This window comes from Bacillus sp. ISL-57, from assembly GCF_018613135.1.
Classification (GTDB): Bacteria; Bacillota; Bacilli; order Bacillales; family DSM-1321; genus Peribacillus; species Peribacillus frigoritolerans.
Genome location: NZ_JAGGQV010000008.1, coordinates 151,558 through 170,464 on the forward strand (window position 1 = coordinate 151,558; position 18,907 = coordinate 170,464).

15 protein-coding genes are annotated in these 18,907 nt (G+C 43.2%); 1 reads left to right on the forward strand and 14 read right to left on the reverse strand.

The annotated features are described in order from the left end of the window. Positions 1-70: 70 nt before the first annotated feature. The 4 genes from J7I90_RS13870 to J7I90_RS13885 all read right to left on the reverse strand — a co-directional run bounded on the left by J7I90_RS13870 (position 71) and on the right by J7I90_RS13885 (position 3,851). Positions 71-1,354: a UDP-N-acetylglucosamine 1-carboxyvinyltransferase gene (locus tag J7I90_RS13870; RefSeq protein ID WP_034315853.1), complete on the reverse strand. Its 1,284-nt coding sequence runs from the start codon at positions 1,352-1,354 to the stop codon at positions 71-73. A 208-nt stretch (positions 1,355-1,562) separates the two neighbouring features. Next, the gene (fsa, locus tag J7I90_RS13875) at positions 1,563-2,213 is read right to left on the reverse strand and encodes a fructose-6-phosphate aldolase (protein WP_034315855.1); all 651 of its coding nucleotides are present in this window, start codon (positions 2,211-2,213) and stop codon (positions 1,563-1,565) included. A gap of 161 nt (positions 2,214-2,374) precedes the next feature. Next, positions 2,375-3,232: a class II fructose-bisphosphate aldolase gene (locus J7I90_RS13880; RefSeq protein WP_048683519.1), complete on the reverse strand. Its 858-nt coding sequence runs from the start codon at positions 3,230-3,232 to the stop codon at positions 2,375-2,377. A gap of 247 nt (positions 3,233-3,479) precedes the next feature. Beyond that, positions 3,480-3,851, reverse strand: coding sequence for a response regulator (locus J7I90_RS13885; RefSeq protein ID WP_034315860.1), 372 nt, complete (start codon positions 3,849-3,851; stop codon positions 3,480-3,482). A gap of 311 nt (positions 3,852-4,162) precedes the next feature. On the opposite strand from J7I90_RS13885, the gene J7I90_RS13890 reads away from it, so the two are divergent. Then, entirely contained in the window at positions 4,163-4,693 is a 531-nt protein-coding gene (locus tag J7I90_RS13890) for a DUF2529 domain-containing protein (RefSeq protein ID WP_063595704.1), read from the forward strand. A gap of 254 nt (positions 4,694-4,947) precedes the next feature. Here J7I90_RS13890 and J7I90_RS13895 read toward each other — a convergent pair whose 3' ends face one another. The 10 genes from J7I90_RS13895 to J7I90_RS13940 all read right to left on the reverse strand — a co-directional run bounded on the left by J7I90_RS13895 (position 4,948) and on the right by J7I90_RS13940 (position 18,847). After that, positions 4,948-6,555 carry a CTP synthase gene (locus J7I90_RS13895; RefSeq protein ID WP_214772375.1) on the reverse strand — a complete coding sequence of 536 codons (1,608 nt, stop codon included), beginning with the start codon at positions 6,553-6,555 and terminating at the stop codon, positions 4,948-4,950. 411 nt (positions 6,556-6,966) lie between these two features. Beyond that, positions 6,967-7,554 (reverse strand): DNA-directed RNA polymerase subunit delta, encoded by a 588-nt coding sequence (rpoE, locus tag J7I90_RS13900; RefSeq protein ID WP_214772377.1) that lies wholly within the window; start codon positions 7,552-7,554, stop codon positions 6,967-6,969. A gap of 205 nt (positions 7,555-7,759) precedes the next feature. Further along, positions 7,760-7,930: a hypothetical protein gene (locus J7I90_RS13905; protein WP_214772379.1), complete on the reverse strand. Its 171-nt coding sequence runs from the start codon at positions 7,928-7,930 to the stop codon at positions 7,760-7,762. Between the two features lie 138 nt (positions 7,931-8,068). Then, entirely contained in the window at positions 8,069-11,335 is a 3,267-nt protein-coding gene (icmF, locus tag J7I90_RS13910) for a fused isobutyryl-CoA mutase/GTPase IcmF (protein WP_214772381.1), read from the reverse strand. A 30-nt stretch (positions 11,336-11,365) separates the two neighbouring features. Further along, positions 11,366-11,998, reverse strand: coding sequence for a TetR/AcrR family transcriptional regulator (locus tag J7I90_RS13915; RefSeq protein ID WP_095396251.1), 633 nt, complete (start codon positions 11,996-11,998; stop codon positions 11,366-11,368). A 108-nt stretch (positions 11,999-12,106) separates the two neighbouring features. Beyond that, a complete protein-coding gene (locus J7I90_RS13920) occupies positions 12,107-13,246 on the reverse strand; it encodes an acyl-CoA dehydrogenase (protein WP_034315870.1) in 1,140 nt (379 codons plus the stop codon). A 26-nt stretch (positions 13,247-13,272) separates the two neighbouring features. Further along, complete coding sequence (locus J7I90_RS13925; protein WP_214772384.1) at positions 13,273-14,409, reverse strand: acyl-CoA dehydrogenase; 1,137 nt, start codon at positions 14,407-14,409, stop codon at positions 13,273-13,275. Positions 14,410-14,444: 35 nt separating this feature from the next. Further along, positions 14,445-15,296 (reverse strand): 3-hydroxybutyryl-CoA dehydrogenase, encoded by an 852-nt coding sequence (locus J7I90_RS13930; protein WP_214772386.1) that lies wholly within the window; start codon positions 15,294-15,296, stop codon positions 14,445-14,447. 33 nt (positions 15,297-15,329) lie between these two features. After that, on the reverse strand, positions 15,330-16,520 hold the full coding sequence (locus J7I90_RS13935) for an acetyl-CoA C-acetyltransferase (protein ID WP_214744521.1): 1,191 nt from the start codon (positions 16,518-16,520) through the stop codon (positions 15,330-15,332). A gap of 197 nt (positions 16,521-16,717) precedes the next feature. Beyond that, positions 16,718-18,847, reverse strand: a complete 2,130-nt coding sequence (locus tag J7I90_RS13940; RefSeq protein WP_214772613.1) for a (Fe-S)-binding protein — start codon at positions 18,845-18,847, stop codon at positions 16,718-16,720. Positions 18,848-18,907 lie beyond the last annotated feature (60 nt).

The following is an 18,907-nucleotide window of genomic DNA, read 5'->3' on the forward strand; positions in this document are numbered from 1 at the left end:
GATTTATTTATATATTAGTATAACACATTATATCATATATAGTAACACAATGAGGTAACAAGAAAAGGGATCAGCTTTTAAGCTGCTCCACTTCTTCCTGCGTCATTTCTTCACGCCAAATCGTCGCTCCCAAACCTGAAAGTTTTTCAACAAGATGGCTATATCCGCGATCTATATGTTCAAGCCCGGTCACCTCTGTAATCCCTTCTGCCATTAAGCCGGCAATTACCAGAGCTGCTCCGGCACGTAAATCGCTTGCCTTCACTTTTGCCCCATGAAGTTGGACAGGACCATCGACGATGCCTGCTCTGCCCTCGACTTTGATCTTAGCATTCATGCGTCGCAGTTCATCAATATGCTTAAATCGTGCCCCGTATATCGTATCGGTCACCATGCTAGAACCGCTTGCTTTTGTTAAAAGGGAAGTGAAAGGTTGCTGAAGATCTGTTGGGAAGCCAGGGTAAACCAACGTCTTGATATCAACGGATTTATAATTTTCTCCCGGTGAGACAAATATCTGGTCATCACCCGCTTCAATATTGATCCCCATTTCCCTCAATTTGGCAGTCAATGACTCCAAATGCTGGGGAATGACATTATCGATCAGAATCCCTTCACCGACAGCAGCGGCTAAAATCATGAAAGTACCGGCTTCAATCCGATCCGGTATGATCGTATGCTTGCAACCATGCAAACTTTCCACACCATCAATACGAATGATATCCGTTCCAGCACCCTTAATTTTCGCTCCCATATTGGTCAACAATGTGGCGACATCGATGATTTCCGGTTCTTTCGCAGCGTTTTCAATCACAGTGCGGCCTTTCGCCAAAACGGCGGCAAGCATGATGTTGATCGTTGCCCCTACACTAACGACATCCAAATATATGCGTGCTCCCCGGAGCTCGTCCGCCCTAAGGTAAATGGCTCCTTGTTCATTCGTCACTTGTGCGCCAAGTGCTTCGAACCCCTTAATATGCTGATCTATCGGACGGGGTCCTAAATGGCAGCCTCCTGGCAAGCCGATCACTGCCTTTTTGAATTTACCAAGCATTGCCCCCATTAAATAATACGAAGCACGTAACTTCTTGACCCTGCCATTCGGAAGAGGCATTGAAATCATCCTGCTGGGGTTGACTGTCATCTGTCCTTCGTCAAAGGACACCTCACCGCCAATTTCCTCCATTAACTCTTTCAGCATCTGTACATCCGAGATATCAGGCAGGCCTTCAATCGTTACGGGAGAGTCCGCCAAAATTGTTGCCGGAATAAGGGCAACCGCACTATTTTTTGCTCCGCTGACACGAATGCTTCCCTTTAGAGGATAGCCACCGGCAATTTTAAGTTTTTCCATAATAAACTCCCTTCCACGCTAAGCACTTAGAAGCTACTTCCAAAAAGTAATATTTTACCACAAGAAATTTGCATAATCCGACAACATTTACTATCTAGTTCTTTAGTTTACACAAAAGTAGAAAATTCATGTAAAAAAAGATAAAAATTTCTAATTTATGTTAATTTTATTAAAACAGTGCAATCTATAGCGACTTAGCGGCAAGGCATTATGCTTCTGTACGTGAATTCCAATCATTCAAGAAAGCTTCAATCCCTTTATCCGTTAATGGGTGGTGGAATAATTGCATTAAAACTTTATAAGGAATCGTTGCAATATGTGCTCCTTTAAGAGCCGCTTCTGTAATATGCATCGGATGGCGGATGGAAGCTGCAATGATCTCAGCATTGATATCATGGATTGCAAATATGTCAGCAATATCCGAAATTAAATCCAAACCATTTTGGCCGATATCGTCCAAGCGTCCTAAAAATGGCGATACATAAGTTGCTCCTGCCCTAGCTGCCAATAATGCTTGGTTGGCACTGAAAATAAGCGTGACATTTGTTTTAACACCTTGTTTTGTAAGTGCTGAAACAGCCTTCAAGCCATCTGGAGTCATTGGCACTTTGATCGTGATATTAGGTGCAATCGCAACAAGCTCCTTGGCTTCTGCCATCATTCCTTCAAAATCAAGCGCAATGACTTCAGCAGAAACGGATTCCTTAACAAGGCTTGTGATTTCTTTTAACCGGTCATGGAAAGAAACTCCCTTTTCCCTGGCAACAAGAGATGGGTTAGTCGTAACACCTGCTAGAACGCCAAGTTCGTGCGCTTGTTTGATTTCTTCCATATTTGCTGTATCTATAAAGAATTTCATAAAATATCCTCCGTATGTAATCGATTTTTTATTTCTCTATTGAATTCTAATTGTTCGAAAAATAGAGATCGGATTAAGCCTGCATCTAAAAGAAACCATTAGGGGGGAGCCCCCCAATGGGAATATTGCCTTACATTTAAAGGGATGGAACCCTTTTGGAATTATGCTTTGCCGTTTGAACCGAATTCACGAATTTTGCCGATGACCGTTTCTTTAATAGCTTCACGGCCAGGAACCATGTATTTACGAGGATCGTACACTTCAGAATCGTTATTCAGGATTTCACGAACCGCTTTTGTGAACACAATTTGATTTTCCGTATTCACGTTGATTTTTGATGTTCCAAGAGAAATCGCTTTTTGGATATCTTTCGTAGGGATGCCTGTACCGCCATGAAGAACAAGAGGTTTGTTCGTTAAATCCCGTACTTCTTCCATTTCTTTATAGCCTAGGTTAGGTTCACCTTTGTATGGTCCGTGAACGGATCCCAAAGCTGGAGCAAAACAGTCTACATTCGTTTCTTTAACCAACTGCTCACATTCTTGAGGGTCTGCATATACGACTCCATCAGCGATTATATCATCTTCTTGTCCGCCAACCGTGCCCACTTCCGCTTCAACCGAAACGTTCCGTGCGTGAGCGAATTCGACAACCTTCTTGGTTGTTTCGATATTTTCTTCAATTGGATGATGTGAAGCATCGATCATTACTGAAGTGAATCCCGCTTCGATGGCTTCCTTACATTTATCATAACTTGAACCATGGTCAAGGTGAATGGCCACAGGAACAGTGATTTTCATGTCTTCCAACAAACCTTGAACCATCATGACAGTCGTTTTAAAACCACCCATATGACGGGCAGCACCTTCGGAAACACCAAGGATGACTGGAGATTTTTCTTGTTCAGCAGCAGCTAGGATAGCTTGAGTCCATTCAAGGTTATTGATATTGAATTGACCTACTGCATATTTTTCATCAAGAGCTTTATTCAGCATATCTTTCATAGAAACTAAAGGCATTTGATTTCCTCCTACTAGTGGATGTTTATTTTTAAAGTTAATTCTTTCTAGATATTCCCTAAAACCAAAGTAGCATACGCTTTATAATTCAGAATATCTCTTCTCTTTTAGCATATCAATACATCAAAAAAACAGCAACAATTACAACTGTACCATGTCTCAAATTTTATTCCAAAAAAACACGGCCCATCTAAAAAAAGATAGCCGCGGCAATTTCCCCGTCAATAATATTAAATTTTCAAGACCGTTAACTGGATTGAATCGGTAAGTATTCACGAACGGCTTTTCTAATATCATCAATATCAAACGGCTTTGCAAAGTGTGTCATTGCCCCTAAATCCTTTGCTTCTTGAATCATATCAAGTTCACCATATGCCGTCATGATTATGACCCGGATGTCCGGATCGACGACTTTCATCCTTTTCAAGATTTCAATGCCATCCATTCCCGGAATCTTCATATCCAGCAATACAAGATCGGGTGAATGATTATTTAGCACTTCCAAGGCTTGAATGCCATTAGCTGCTTGAAATGTTTCATACCCTTCTTTATGTAACACCTCGTTCAATAAAATACGAATCCCGAATTGATCATCAACAATCAATATTTTCCCTGGCATTTTATCACCTCTCCCCTTCCCGATTCATCCATTAAATATATTAGCCTATTCGGCCATATTACCCGAAAAAGGGTAGTTACATAGATTGCGTTAAATTACTTGACCAACGCATTTATTCATTCATGATATCTATGTTCATATTCGATAATTGTAACAAAATTCCTGCTGTATGGCTAAAAGGAATTTTAATTTTTTTGTTTTTTCGACCGATTTAGTCAATTCAGCCCTTTGGACCAAAAGCCCTGAAACCTGTCAATGCAAAGGAAAGTCCTTTATAATAAGTATATTATTTTTTAAAGGAGTCCCTGATCATGTTAAAAATTTTCTCGACACAGATAAGCGGTTTATTTAAAAAAATGATTGAAAATGAAGCCTTTGAAATGGAGGATGCCGGACGCCTGCTGGCTCAGGCTGTGGTTGGGGACGGTTCTGTGTTCATTCACGGTTTTGGTGAAATGCAGGGCGTCACTGCCGAGGCATTGAATGGGGAAGAACCCTTTCCTAAGGCAAAAAGCTATGATTTAAGTGAAACAATTTCCAAGGAAGATCGATTTCTTATATTCAGCCGCCATTCGGACGATTCAGAAGCATTGATGCTGGCAAAACAACTCAAGGAAAAAGATATCCCATTTGTTGCGGTTTCTACATCCGTCCCTTCCGAAGAAGATTCTCTTTTGGAGTTGGCTGACGTACATATTGATTTACGCATCCAACGGGGATTGATTCCCGATGAAACCGGAAATCGATATGGGTACCCTACCCTCCTTACCGCTCTTTTCGCTTATCATGGAATTAAATTCACTCTTGAAGAAATCATAAAAGAATATGAAGATGAAGAATGATGAATTCATCCAAAAAAGGTTCAAAAAAAATAACCTTTATCAAATGATGTTCCCGAACCCACTGACCACTCTCTAAATGTTAAAACAAATTTGATTGGAGCGGGTGTGCGGGACTCATGCGGGAAAGCGCGTAGCAGAGCTTAGAGGGGCCATCAACATCCTAAGTACAATCCATAAAAAAACTGCAGGCAAACTCGATTTTCTTCAAGTTTGCCTGCAGTCTGAAACAGCCACATGGGCTGTTTTTTTGTTTATTATCGATTTTCGCCGTTCTTTAATGACATACCGACAAAATCGCGGAATAGCGGCTGTGGACGGTTAGGACGTGACGTGAATTCCGGATGGAATTGGGAAGCCACAAACCAAGGATGATCTTTCAGTTCAATGATTTCGACTAGACGACCATCTGGACTTGTACCGGAGAACACGAATCCTGCCTCTTCCATAGCTTGACGGTAGTGGTTATTGAATTCATAACGGTGACGGTGACGTTCATAAACAACCTCGTCATTATAAGCTTCGTATGCTTTAGTACCTTCGATAAGCTTACATGGATACAGACCAAGACGCAGTGTTCCGCCTAAATCTTCTACATCCTTCTGCTCAGGAAGAAGATCGATGATTGGATCAGGAGTATCCTCCTTAATTTCAGCTGAATGTGCTTCTGGCAATCCCAGGACGTTGCGTGCATACTCAATGGACGCCAACTGCATGCCTAAGCAAATTCCGAAGAATGGTTTTTTTGTCGTGCGGGCAAATTCAGTCGCTGCAATTTTCCCTTCGATTCCACGATCTCCAAAACCTCCAGGTACAAGGATTCCATCTGCATCTTTAAGAAGTTCTGCAACATTTTCTTTAGTTACATCTTCGGAATTCACCCAGTCGATTTCAACATCTGCATCAAATGCGTAACCAGCATGCTTAAGTGCTTCCACTACAGAAAGATAAGCATCTTGCAATTCAACATATTTTCCGACTAAAGCGATTTTCGTTTTCTTTGATAAAGAAGTAACCTTTTTGACTAGTTCCTTCCAATCTTCCATATCCGCTTCGCCACAGTCCAATTGCAAGTGATCACAAACGATTTGGTCCATATTTTGTGCTTGAAGCGCTAGAGGGATGGAGTAAAGTGTATCTGCATCAAGACATTCGATAACAGAATTTTTATCGATATCGCAGAATAAAGCGATTTTATCCTTCATATCTTGTGAAATCGGGCTTTCTGTACGTGCAACGATGATATTTGGCTGAATGCCAAGACTGCGTAATTCTTTAACACTATGCTGTGTCGGTTTTGTTTTCATTTCACCTGCAGCTTTGATGTAAGGAACCAGTGTACAGTGGATATACATAACATTATTGATGCCGATATCACTCTTGATTTGGCGAATCGCTTCAAGGAATGGAAGAGACTCGATATCCCCTACAGTACCGCCAATTTCAGTGATGACTATGTCGGCATTCGTTTCATTGCCTGAACGGAAAACCCGTTCTTTAATTTCATTCGTGATATGGGGAATGACTTGAACCGTTCCACCTAGATAATCGCCGCGGCGTTCTTTTCTCAGGACGGTCGAATAAATTCTGCCTGTAGTCACATTGCTGTGTTTACCAAGGTTGATATCGATGAAACGCTCATAGTGCCCCAAATCCAAATCCGTTTCAGCACCATCATCCGTTACAAACACTTCACCATGTTGATATGGACTCATCGTACCAGGATCCAAGTTGATATAAGGGTCAAACTTCTGGATCGTAACATTCAATCCCCTATTTTTTAATAATCTGCCTAAAGAAGCGGCCGTAATCCCTTTTCCCAAGGAAGAAACTACTCCACCTGTCACAAAAATATATTTTGTCATCTTATATCCTCCTAATAGAATGTTTTCTTCCAATTCAGTTCTTCACATCATTAGATCGGAACCTGAATCAAATCTTCCGCCACATGAGCGGTTAAAAGCTAAAAACCGTAACCAGTACAAACCATTAATCACTTAAAGGTCTTTAGTGAGAGTCATGCAGGATACATGAACAAGAATAAACTTCCTTAAATGACAGTTAACATAAATATGTTCTCTATAGTTTTTACAATTCTACGAGAAATCATTTTTAAAAATAAAAAAATGATGTCATTTATTCATTCCATCATTAAAAACAAAAACGCTCCGCTTACAAAAAAGTAAGGGAGCGATATAATTTAATCATTGTGTCCTTTTTTAAGGAGCCCAAAAATGATTCTACAAATTTCGCCTTAAAAAGTCAAGGGCGATTATTTATTTCTCATCCTCTTCATTCAAGTCATCCAAGTCATCTTCGTCTTCATCCTCATCATCTTCCAGGACAAATGCATCATCTTCGATTATTTCTTCTTCCAGATCGTCGTCATCATCCACGTCATCATCCAAAAGCACTTCGTCGATGACTGGAGAACCTAGAATATTATCATCATCGTCGTCATCTTCATCCTCGTCCAGATCATCGATATCTTCTTCAAAGTCAAGGTCTTCGTCTTCGAGTTCATCGAAATCATCGATGACGACAGCAGCCTTTTTGGCTTTCTTTTTCTTTTTAGGTTTTACAACATGTACGACTTCTTCTTCGATTTGGTCAACCGGGTACCATGTTTTCAATCCCCAGCGGTTGTCTCCAAGTGAAGTGAAACGGCCGTCCACATTTAAATCCGTATAGAATTGGGCAATTTTCTTTTCCACTTCCGCTTTGGATAAATGGTGCAGTGAAGCTAATTCACTAATTAAGTCTTTAAATGGAATCGGTTCATTTCTTTCAACTAACAAATCATATGCCATCTCTATTAAGGACATTTCCAATAATTGCTCTTTTGAGTATTGTTTTAAACTCAAATTCCGCACTTCCCTTCTCTATTCAAACACTGAATTCCATGTTTTTTCACATAAAAAAATAATCTAAAACAGTAGTTCGATAAAATAACGACAATTCCTGCTAGACATATACTCCATTATAAACAATCTAAATGGGTTTATGCTAGTTCTATATGATACTTTCACAGATTTACCTTATTGTCTATCATTCACAGGAAACCAAAAGCTAAAGATCATTCCTTTTTTTCTTTTTCGATTTCTGACGATAGGCTGCCGCAAAAAAGACAACAGTCAGGATAAAAAAAGAAATGGCTCCCAATTGATGCTCATACAGCTCAAATAAAAAAATGATGGCAAGAATGTAACCTATGATCAACCCAATCATTTTCAGGTTCATTTTCTCAACTCCAGTAGGGCTGATTCTTCATTTTTGCCCCTTTTCCAAATAATTATAAGGTAAAATCTTCATTTTGTTAAAAAAGACGGAAATTATATAAAAAAAGGGCCCCTAAACGTTCGGAGCCCCCTTCTAAGTTTACATATTTCTTCGATATTGACCGCCTACATCATATAACGCCCTCGTTATCTGACCCAGACTGGCCACCCTCACGCAGTTCATGAGCTCAGCAAAGATATTTTCCCCATTCATGGCTGCCGATTTCAGTTTAGTTAACGCTTCATCCGTGAACTCCTTATTCCTTTCCTGGAATGCCCGGAGATTTATGATTTGCCCTTCCTTTTCTTCCTTGGTTGCACGGGCAATTTCCATGCTGTTCACCGCTTCTTCGGAAGGAGGATTTGGATTCAAATACGTATTGACACCGATGATCGGCAATTCTCCCGTATGCTTTTTCATTTCGTAATGCATCGATTCATCCTGGATTTTCCCGCGCTGATACTGCGTCTCCATTGCACCCAGCACACCGCCACGATCATTGATGCGATCGAACTCTTGCAGGACGGCCTCTTCGACTAGATCCGTCAATTCCTCCACGATGAAGGCACCTTGCATCGGGTTTTCATTTTTTGAGAGACCATGCTCCTTCGTAATGATCATTTGGATGGCCATTGCCCGGCGCACGGATTCTTCAGTAGGCGTCGTAATGGCTTCATCGTACGCATTTGTATGCAGGGAATTACAGTTGTCCTGCAGGGCCATTAAAGCTTGAAGTGTCGTTCTGATATCATTAAAATCAATTTCTTGGGCATGAAGCGAGCGCCCGGAAGTCTGTATATGATATTTGAGCTTCTGGCTGCGGTCGTTCGCACCATATTTATCCCGCATGACTGTCGCCCAGATCCTTCTTGCCACCCTCCCGATCACCGTATATTCCGGGTCGAGCCCATTTGAGAAAAAGAATGACAAATTCGGGGCAAAGTCATCAATATTCATTCCGCGGCTTAAATAATATTCGATGTAAGTAAAGCCATTCGCTAATGTAAAAGCCAGCTGTGAAATTGGGTTGGCACCCGCTTCTGCAATGTGATAGCCAGAAATGGATACAGAGTAATAGTTCCTGACTTTCCGATCAATGAAATAGGCTTGAATGTCGCCCATTAACCTTAGAGCAAATTCCGTAGAGAAAATGCATGTATTCTGGCCTTGGTCCTCTTTCAGAATATCCGCCTGAACAGTTCCGCGTACCGTCTGAAGCGTATAAGCCTGCACTTCTTCAGCTTCGGCGTCTGTAAGGGGACGGCCTAGCTCTTCTTCTTTCCGTTGAATCTGCTGATCGACTGCCGTATTCATATACATGGCCAAAATGATTGGTGCCGGTCCATTGATTGTCATGGATACAGAGGTTGAGGGGTGGCAAAGATCAAAACCTGCATACAGCTTTTTCATGTCATCCAACGTGCAGATGCTGACTCCGCTTTCCCCTACCTTTCCATAGATATCAGGGCGGTGATCAGGGTCCTCGCCATATAAAGTTACTGAATCGAAAGCCGTGCTTAGCCGTTTAGCAGTATCATCCTTTGATAAATAATGAAAACGCCTGTTGGTACGGTCGGGCGATCCTTCACCGGCAAATTGCCGCTTCGGGTCTTCCCCTTCACGCTTGAATGGAAAGACTCCCGCTGTGTAAGGGAAGAAGCCCGGAACGTTCTCACGAAATACCCATCCCAAAATCTCTCCATAATCCACATATTTCGGCAGTGATACTCTCGGAATCATTAACCCTGATAAACTTTTCGTTTTCAGCTTTGTGACGATTTCTTTATCCCTGACTTTCGTTACAAACTGTTCTCCTGCATACTTTTCTTTTAAATCCATCCATCCAGAAAGGATTTTTTTAGATTCAGGTGATAAATTCGAAGCGGTTTCCTTTTTCAGTTTTTCTAAAGAAGCCACCATATCGCCATCATTATCATTTTCCTTAACCGCATCAATGGCTCCTTCAAGCTGGAAAAGCCTCCGGGCAATACGCACTTGTTCAGCGGCACGCTTATGATACGATCTGACCGTATCACTGATTTCACGTAAATAATACCGGCGGTCAGTGGGAATGATGACATTTTGCTTGTAAACATCCGCTTCTTTCGAAAAGGCCGTACTCCAAGCCGTTCCTGATTTTTCATTAAGCTTTTCAATCAGTGCAGCGAATAATGCATTGGTGCCTGGGTCATTGAATTGGGAAGCGATTGTACCGTATACTGGCATTTCAGATGGATCTTGATCAAAAAGCGTACGGCTTCTTTGGTATTGCTTTTGCACTTGGTTTTTTGCATCCTCGGAACCTTTGCGCTCGTATTTGTTAATGACTATCAAGTCTGCATAATCAATCATATCAATTTTTTCAAGTTGCGAAGGGGCACCGAATTCACTCGTCATTACATACATGGATACATCGCATATTTCGGCGATTTCTGCATCGCCCTGACCGATCCCGCTCGTTTCAACGATGATTAAATCGAAGCCTGCTGCCTTCACGACGGAAATGGCATCCTTTATCGCCAAAGACAGCTCACTTTTTGAATGGCGCGTGGCTAGGCTCCGCATATAAACACGCTCTGAAAAGATCGAGTTCATTCTGATCCTGTCACCAAGCAGGGCACCTCCCGTTTTCTGTTTGGTCGGGTCTACGGATAGAATGGCGACTCTCTCGTCCGGAATTTCGTTAATGAACCTCCGTATCAATTCATCAGTCAATGAACTTTTTCCAGCTCCGCCAGTCCCCGTGATTCCCAGAACAGGAACTTTCTTTTCTGAAGTCTTGATCTGCTCAAAAAGACTCTCCACCGCTGCCGCTGATTCCTGTGAAACATCGAGTCTATTTTCGGCAAAGGTAATGAATTGGGCAATGGCATTCGTTCCCCCGGCAATCAATTCATCAAAACGTTCCTGTAAAGATGGTTTGACTGTCGAGAAATCACACTCCTCCATCAAAACGTTTATCATTCCTTGAAGCCCATATTCCCGCCCTTCATCAGGTGAAAAGATACGGGCAATCCCATAATCATGGAGTTCTTTAATTTCCCTAGGGATGATGACCCCGCCACCGCCGGCAAAAATCCGAATGTGCCCGGCTCCCTTTTCCATCAGCAGGTCATACATATATTTGAAATATTCCACATGTCCGCCTTGGTAAGATGACATGGCTATGCCTTGGACATCTTCCTGGATGGCCGCATTCACGATTTCTTCCACCGAACGATTATGACCTAGGTGAATAACTTCCGCCCCGCTGGACTGAAGGATTCTCCTCATTATATTGATGGATGCATCATGTCCATCAAATAAACTCGAAGCTGTAACGAATCTAATATGGTTCTTCGGTTTATACACCTCAACTGTACTCATTTAGCTCCTCCTTATTGAAACTTATTTATATCAGTGCTTTTTGGAACCCGATACATTTTGAATCAATAATTGCGTCTGCAGTTCAACATACTCTTGAAGCGTGTACTGTTTATGCAAAGCCCATCTTCTAAAACTCCACATCTGTCCCTGTACGAAAATATTATGTGAAACAAGGCTTATTTGTTTTTCCGTTAATGATAGCTCCCCATTTTCGACACATTTCGTTATCACTTTTTCGAACATGCCCACCATCCGAAGTTCTTTGTTCAGAACATATGGTAAAGCATCTTTCGTCAGGGCTTTCACTTCCTGATACATGACAAGAACTTCGTCCTGCATATCATCCATCACTTTATAAAAATAGGCGATCGTCAACTTCAAGCTTTCAAGTGTCCCATCACTCTGTTCTATTTCCTTCTGAAGCTTTTCCTGGACTTCATCATAGATAAAGTCACAAACGAGATATAAAATATCTTCCTTGGTCCGGATATACTCGTATAATGTGCCAATGCTAAAGCCTGCCGCTTTGGCAATTTCCCTGGTAGTCGTACGATGAAATCCCTTTTCTTTAAAAAGGGTCACCGCTCCTTTAATCATTTGAGTACGCCTTTTTTCAACCAGCCGCTCATCCTTTACAGATGCAAGAACCTCTCTTTTTTCCATTTCCAAACTCCTTTTGAAAGCCCATCATTCAACCATTGATATTCTGAAGAAATTGAAAAGGGAATTCCGGTAAAGGCAGAGCCTCATCGGAAAACCGCAGTTTCAACCCTATTTAGTAACCATCCGTGAGATGACCAGCTTTTGAATTTCCTGTGTACCTTCATAAATCTGCGTTATTTTCGCATCGCGCATATACCGCTCCACCGGATAATCTTTTGTATATCCATAGCCCCCGAAAACCTGTACGGCCTCCGTCGTCACTTTCATTGCTGTATCTCCTGCAAAAAGTTTGGACATGGCCGACTCTTTCCCATAAGGAAGGCCCACTGATTCCAACCAGGCAGCCTGATAGGTTAATAGCCTTGAAGCCTCAACACCCGTTGCCATATCCGCCAATTTAAAACCGATTCCTTGCTGTGCAGAAATTGGCTTGCCGAATTGGACGCGCTCTTTTGCATAATCAACCGCGGCATCCAATGCACCTTGGGCTATCCCTACAGCCTGGGCTGCAATTCCATTACGGCCGCCATCAAGCGTCATCATCGCGATTTTAAAGCCTTCCCCTTCTTTTCCAAGGAGATTTTCTTTAGGAACACGGCACTCATCAAAGATGATTTCCGTAGTCGGTGATGAACGGATTCCAAGCTTCTTCTCTTTTTTACCAACACTGAAGCCCGGGAAGTCCTTTTCAATGATAAAAGCACTCGTTCCTTTTTGCTTCGATTCAGGATCTGTCAATGCAAAGACGACATATGTATCCGCAATCCCGCCGTTCGTAATGAAGATTTTGGAACCGCTGATAACATATTCATCACCCACAAGCTTTGCAGTCGTTCTCATCCCTCCGGCGTCTGAGCCTGAGCTAGGCTCAGTCAGGCCATATGCACCGATTTTTTCACCCTGTGCCATCGGGCGAAGGTATTTTTGTTTTTGTTCTTCAGTGCCAAACTTATATATCGGCCATCCTGCGAGCGAAGTATGGGCTGATAAAGTCACCCCAGTAGAAGCGCAAACGCGGGAAAGTTCCTCAACCGCTATGCAATACGCTAAGTAATCACTTCCAATTCCGCCGTATTCCTCAGGCCACGGAATCCCGGTCAATCCAAGTTCAGCCATTTTATCGAAGATTTCACGGTCGAATCGTTCTTCTTCATCCCTCTCGGCAGCAGTCGGAGCCACTTCATTCTGGGCAAAGTCGCGCACCATTTTCCTGATCATTTCATGTTCTTCCGTTAGTTTGAATTGCATGGCAATACCTCCTAAATTTCTCGTAATTATAGACTTTTACTGATGACCATTCTCTGTATTTCGCTTGTACCCTCATAAATTTCAGTTACCTTTGCATCCCTGAAATATCGTTCGACAGGATATTCCGTCGTGTATCCATAGCCTCCGAACACCTGGACTGCTTCTATCGCCACATCAACAGCCGTCCTCGAAGCGAATAGCTTAGCCATTGCCGCCTCTTTACCGCACTTCAATCCCTGTGAGCGTAAATATGCCGCTCGATAGACAAGTAACCTTGAAGCTTCTATACTCGTTGCCATTTCGGCCAGTTTGAAACCGATCCCTTGCTGTTCTGCAATTGGTTTTCCGAATTGCTCCCTGCTTTTTGCATATTGGACAGCATGTTCCATAGCACCCTCAGCAATTCCCAGCGCTTGAGCGGCAATCCCGATCCTTCCAGCATCCAAGTTGGCCATGGCGATCTTAAAACCTTCACCTTCTTTGCCAAGGAGATTGGCTGTAGGGACTTTCATATCTTCAAATGTTACCTGCACGGTGCTCGAGCCATGAAGGCCCATTTTACGTTCGTCTTTACCGATGATTAGGCCTGGCGTCCCTTTTTCTACGACAAAAGCAGAGATTCCCTTGCTTCCCTTTTGTGGGTCGGTTGAAGCAAAAACAATGAACACATCCGCTTCCCCGCCATTGGTGATGAAAACCTTGGACCCATTTATCCGATATTGTCCGCCTTCCTTTACTGCTACTGCCTTCGATTTCAAACTCGCAGCATCGGAACCTGAGCTTTGCTCAGTCAAACAAAAGGCCCCTAAATTTTTACCAGCGGCTAACTTAGGCACATACTTCCGCTTCTGCTCTTCCGTTCCAAAATAAACGATTGGATTTGTGCCAACAGATGTATGAACCGACAGTATGACACCGAGAGTGGGACTTACTTTGGAAATCTCATTGATGGCAATGATATATGACATGAAGTCCATACCCGCGCCACCGTATTCTTCTGAAATCGGAATTCCCATCAAACCAAGCTCACCCATTTTTTGCAGAATCGTTTTTGGAAACACGCCTGTTTCCATTGCCTCGATATGAGGAGTGATCTCTTTCTCCGCAAAAGCGCTTACCATTTTCCGCATCATTTCATGTTCTTCGGTAAACTTGAACTCCATCCTTCATCCCTCCCTGGCTGCACATCTTTCCAAGATTAGTTATATTCATAAAAGCCCCGTCCTGATTTCTTTCCTAACCACCCAGCCTTTACATATTTCCTTAACAGCGGACACGGCCGGTATTTATCGTCTCCCAGTCCGTGGTGAAGGGTTTCCATTATATACAAGCATGTATCCAGGCCGATGAAGTCAGCTAGCGTAAGCGGGCCCATCGGATGGTTCATTCCCAGTTTCATTACGTCATCGATCGCTTCTTTAGTAGCGACGCCCTCATAAAGTGTAAAGATGGCCTCATTGATCATCGGCATTAAAATCCGATTCGCTACAAAACCTGGAAAATCATTGACTTCCACAGGTACCTTATTCAAGGATTCCGCCATCTTTTCAACCTCTTGATAAACTTCATCCGCCGTAGCAAGGCCGCGGATGACCTCAACCAGCTTCATGACTGGAACGGGGTTCATGAAGTGCATGCCAATTACCTTTTCCGGCCTTTTCGTGGCAGCGGCTATCTCGGTAATCGGAAGCGAAGAAGTATTGGATGCAAGAATGACGTGACGGGGCGTGATTTCATCCAACTCGGCGAATATTCTTGTTTTAATTTCCATGTTTTCCACTGCCGCTTCAATCACTAAATCTACCGCAGCTGCATTTTTCAAATTCGTTGAGGAAGTAAGCCGGGAAAGGATTGCATCCTTCTCCTCGGATTCCATTTTCCCTTTTTCAACCTGCCGGGATAGGTTTTTGGTAATAGTCCCTAACCCCTTTTCTACATACTCATCTTTTAAATCGTGTAAAAGAACTTCATAACCGCTCATTGCACAGACCTGGGCAATGCCAGATCCCATCTGACCCGCACCAATGACCATCACTTTTTGAATGCCCATGGGAATATCCCTCCTCATTTATCTATGAAACTATTATCCTTGCTTAGGCACTTCTATTAAAATGGCATCTCCCTGACCGCCGCCACTACAGATCGCTGCGATGCCCAATCCCCCTCCGCGGCGTTTCAGTTCATGCATCAGCGTAATGATGATGCGGGCACCACTCGCCCCGATTGGGTGGCCTAAAGCTACAGCCCCTCCGTTTACATTCACTTTTCCCGGCTCGATGTTGGCAATTTTGCCACTGGCCAATGCAACCGCTGCAAATGCTTCATTCACTTCAAACAAATCAATTTCCTCTATCGATTTACCTGTCTTCTTCAGAAGTTCATTTATGACCAGACCTGGCGTTTTAGGGAAGTCCTTTGCTTCCACTGCCACTTCTGCATGAGCTAAAATATAGGCAAAAGGCGTCTTCCCTTCTTTTTCCGCACGTTCCTCGCTCATCAATACGAGTGCACCCGCCCCGTCATTGACACCTGGTGCATTACCCGCCGTAATGGTCCCCTCATTATTGAAAGCCGGACCTAGTTTAGCCAACTTTCCGGCAGATGTATCTTTTCTTGGGGCTTCATCATGTTCGATGGTAATTGGTTCGCCTTTTCGGACCGGCACCTGTACGGAAATGATCTCTTCTGCAAGAATTCCGCCATCGATTGCTTTTATCGCTTTTTGGTGACTCTCGTAAGCCCAGCTATCTTGTTCCTCACGGGTGATTTCAAGATCCTCGGCTGTACTGTTACCGTAAGTCCCCATATGGACACCCGTAAAACTGCAGCTAAGTCCATCCGATATCATCGTATCCTTCAGTTCCCCATCACCCATCCTTAGGCCCCACCTTGCTTTCGGAAGAATATAAGGTGCATTGCTCATCGATTCCATACCGCCGGCAACAATGATTTCTTCTTCACCCAAGCGAATGATTTGATCAGCCAATGTGACACTGCGAAGTCCTGATGCGCATACTTTATTAATAGTTTCCGTTTTCACTTCCCAAGGCAATCCAGCATGACGGGCTGCCTGGCGGGACGGTATTTGGCCTTGGCCTGCTTGAAGCACATTCCCCATGATGACCTCGTCCACTTGGCTGCCTTCAACCCCTGCCCGAACAAGTGCCTCTTTGATTGCTATTCCGCCAAGTTGTGAAGCCGTCAAACTGCTAAGGCCACCGCCGAATTTACCAAAAGGTGTTCTCACACCGCTAATAATCACTGTTTTCGCCATCATTATTTCCCCCTATAAGTAACATTGATTGAACGCTCGCTCAATTTGGAGTTAAAAAAATAGTGTTGTAAGCGCTTAATATTATATTATATTACACATTTTTCTCAAAAATGAAAATATTTAGTTTGTAAATATTGAAAATATTGCCTGCTTCCATTTGAATCTCATTTAGAGGAAGCAGGCAATTCCATTTAAAATTAAGAGGCAATCGATTTATTTTCACCAATGACCGCTTTTTCGAGTAGTTCAGCTACATCATACGTTTTAACATTTTCCTCAACTTCTTTTGCCTTCGTCCCATCAGATAGCATGGTCAAACAATAAGGACATCCTGAGCTGATCACTGTTGGACTGACGGCCAGCGCTTGTTCGGTACGGGCCACATTAATGCGGTTTCCAGTTTCTTCTTCCATCCACATCAAACCGCCTCCAGCTCCGCAGCACATACCCTTCTCACGGTTACGCTCCATCTCAATAAGTTTCACTCCATCAATGGATTGTAAGATTTCACGCGGCGGACTGTAAACTTCATTGTACCTTCCCAAGTAACAGGAATCGTGGAATGTAATCGTCTCATTCACCGGATACTGCGGCACCAGCCTGCCTTCACTGACAAGTTTGGCCAACAGCTCAGTATGGTGATACACTTCCGCTTCCAAACCAAAATCCGGATACTCATTCTTAAAGATATTGTATGCATGCGGATCGATCGTCACGATTTTCGTTATTTCATTCTTCTGGAATTCTTCAATATTTTTCATGGCAAGTTCCTGAAACACAAACTCATTACCCAATCGCCGTGGAGTATCCCCTGAGTTTTTCTCCTTATTTCCGAGAATTGCAAATGTGACGCCCGCTTCATTCAATAATTTAGCAAAGGAAAGGGCAATCTTCTGGCTTCGGTTATCGTAAGACCCCATTGAACCCACCCAAAATAAATACTCGAATTCTTCGTCTGCCTTTTTTAATTCCTTCACGGTTGGGACGCTGACATCTTCCCGAAGGCTTCGCCAATCTTCTCTCTCTTTACGGTTCAATCCCCACGGGTTCCCTTGACGCTCGATATTCGTCATGGCACGCTGTGCATCGGGATCAAGTCTGCCCTCAGTAAGAACTAGATAACGGCGCATATCAATGATTTTGTCGACATGTTCGTTCATAACCGGGCATTGATCTTCACAGTTCCGGCATGTGGTGCAAGCCCAAAGTTCTTCTTCCGTAATGACTTCGCCAATCAGGCTCCGACTGTAAGCTTCTGTTGCTGCAGCTGATTCCTGCGCCCCCTGCGCGGCACCAGCCAAAGCGATCTTATTTCCCTTCGTATTTCCAAAAACAAAAGACGGCACCCATGGCTGCTTCGTTGTAACGGCAGCGCCTGTATTTGTTAAATGGTCACGCATCTTGATTATGATGTCCATCGGGGACAGCATTTTCCCGGTACCTGTAGCAGGGCACATATTCGTACAGCGACCGCACTCCACACAAGCATAGAGGTCCACCATTTGATATTGCGTCAAGTCCTCGATATATTTGGCACCGTAATATTGATTGCCTTCTTTGTCGAATATCTCTTCTTCCAAATCAACCGGTTTCAATTTCCCCGGATTATCCAGACGATTAAGGAATACATTTATAGGACCGGCAATCAAGTGAGCGTGCTTAGATTGCGGGATATAAACAAGGAAAGATAATATGATCAGTAAATGCAGCCACCAAGCTACATAAAAAACGACGGTTGCCGCTGTTGTCCCCATCCAGCCGAATAGAAATGCGATGCTCGATGCGACTGGCTCTGACCAGGTTGCATCGTGTCCATGCCAGATCATCCCCATTCCATTCCCCAGCAATACGGTGATCATGATACCGGTAATGAAGATGACAACCAAACCTGCTTTGAAATCCCTTTTCAAGCGAACAAGCTTTTCGACATAACGGCGGTATGCCGCCCATAGGATTGCAACAAGAACGGTAAGCGTCACAATTTCCTGGAAGAATGTAAAGGCCGGATAAACAGGGCCAAACGGTAAATGCCACCCCGGTCTTAAGCCTTTAACGAAAAAATCAAGTGCGCCAAATTGCACTAAGATGAAACCATAAAATAACAGAGCATGAATGATCCCGCTCTTTTTATCTTTAAAGAGCTTCTTCTGTCCAAATACATAAATCCCTATTTTGACAAGACGATCTTTCACACGGTTATCGAATTCCACTTTTTTGCCAAGTTTTATATAAGCAATACGAGTCTTTATCAAATAGACAAACAAACCGGCGGCGTAAGCGGTTACAAACAGGAATGCAACTAAGTTGATCCACAGTAAACCATTCATTTCCATGCAGTCTTTCCCCCTCTTTAGTAAATTGCAAAATGCCAGGTATCATTATGGGAA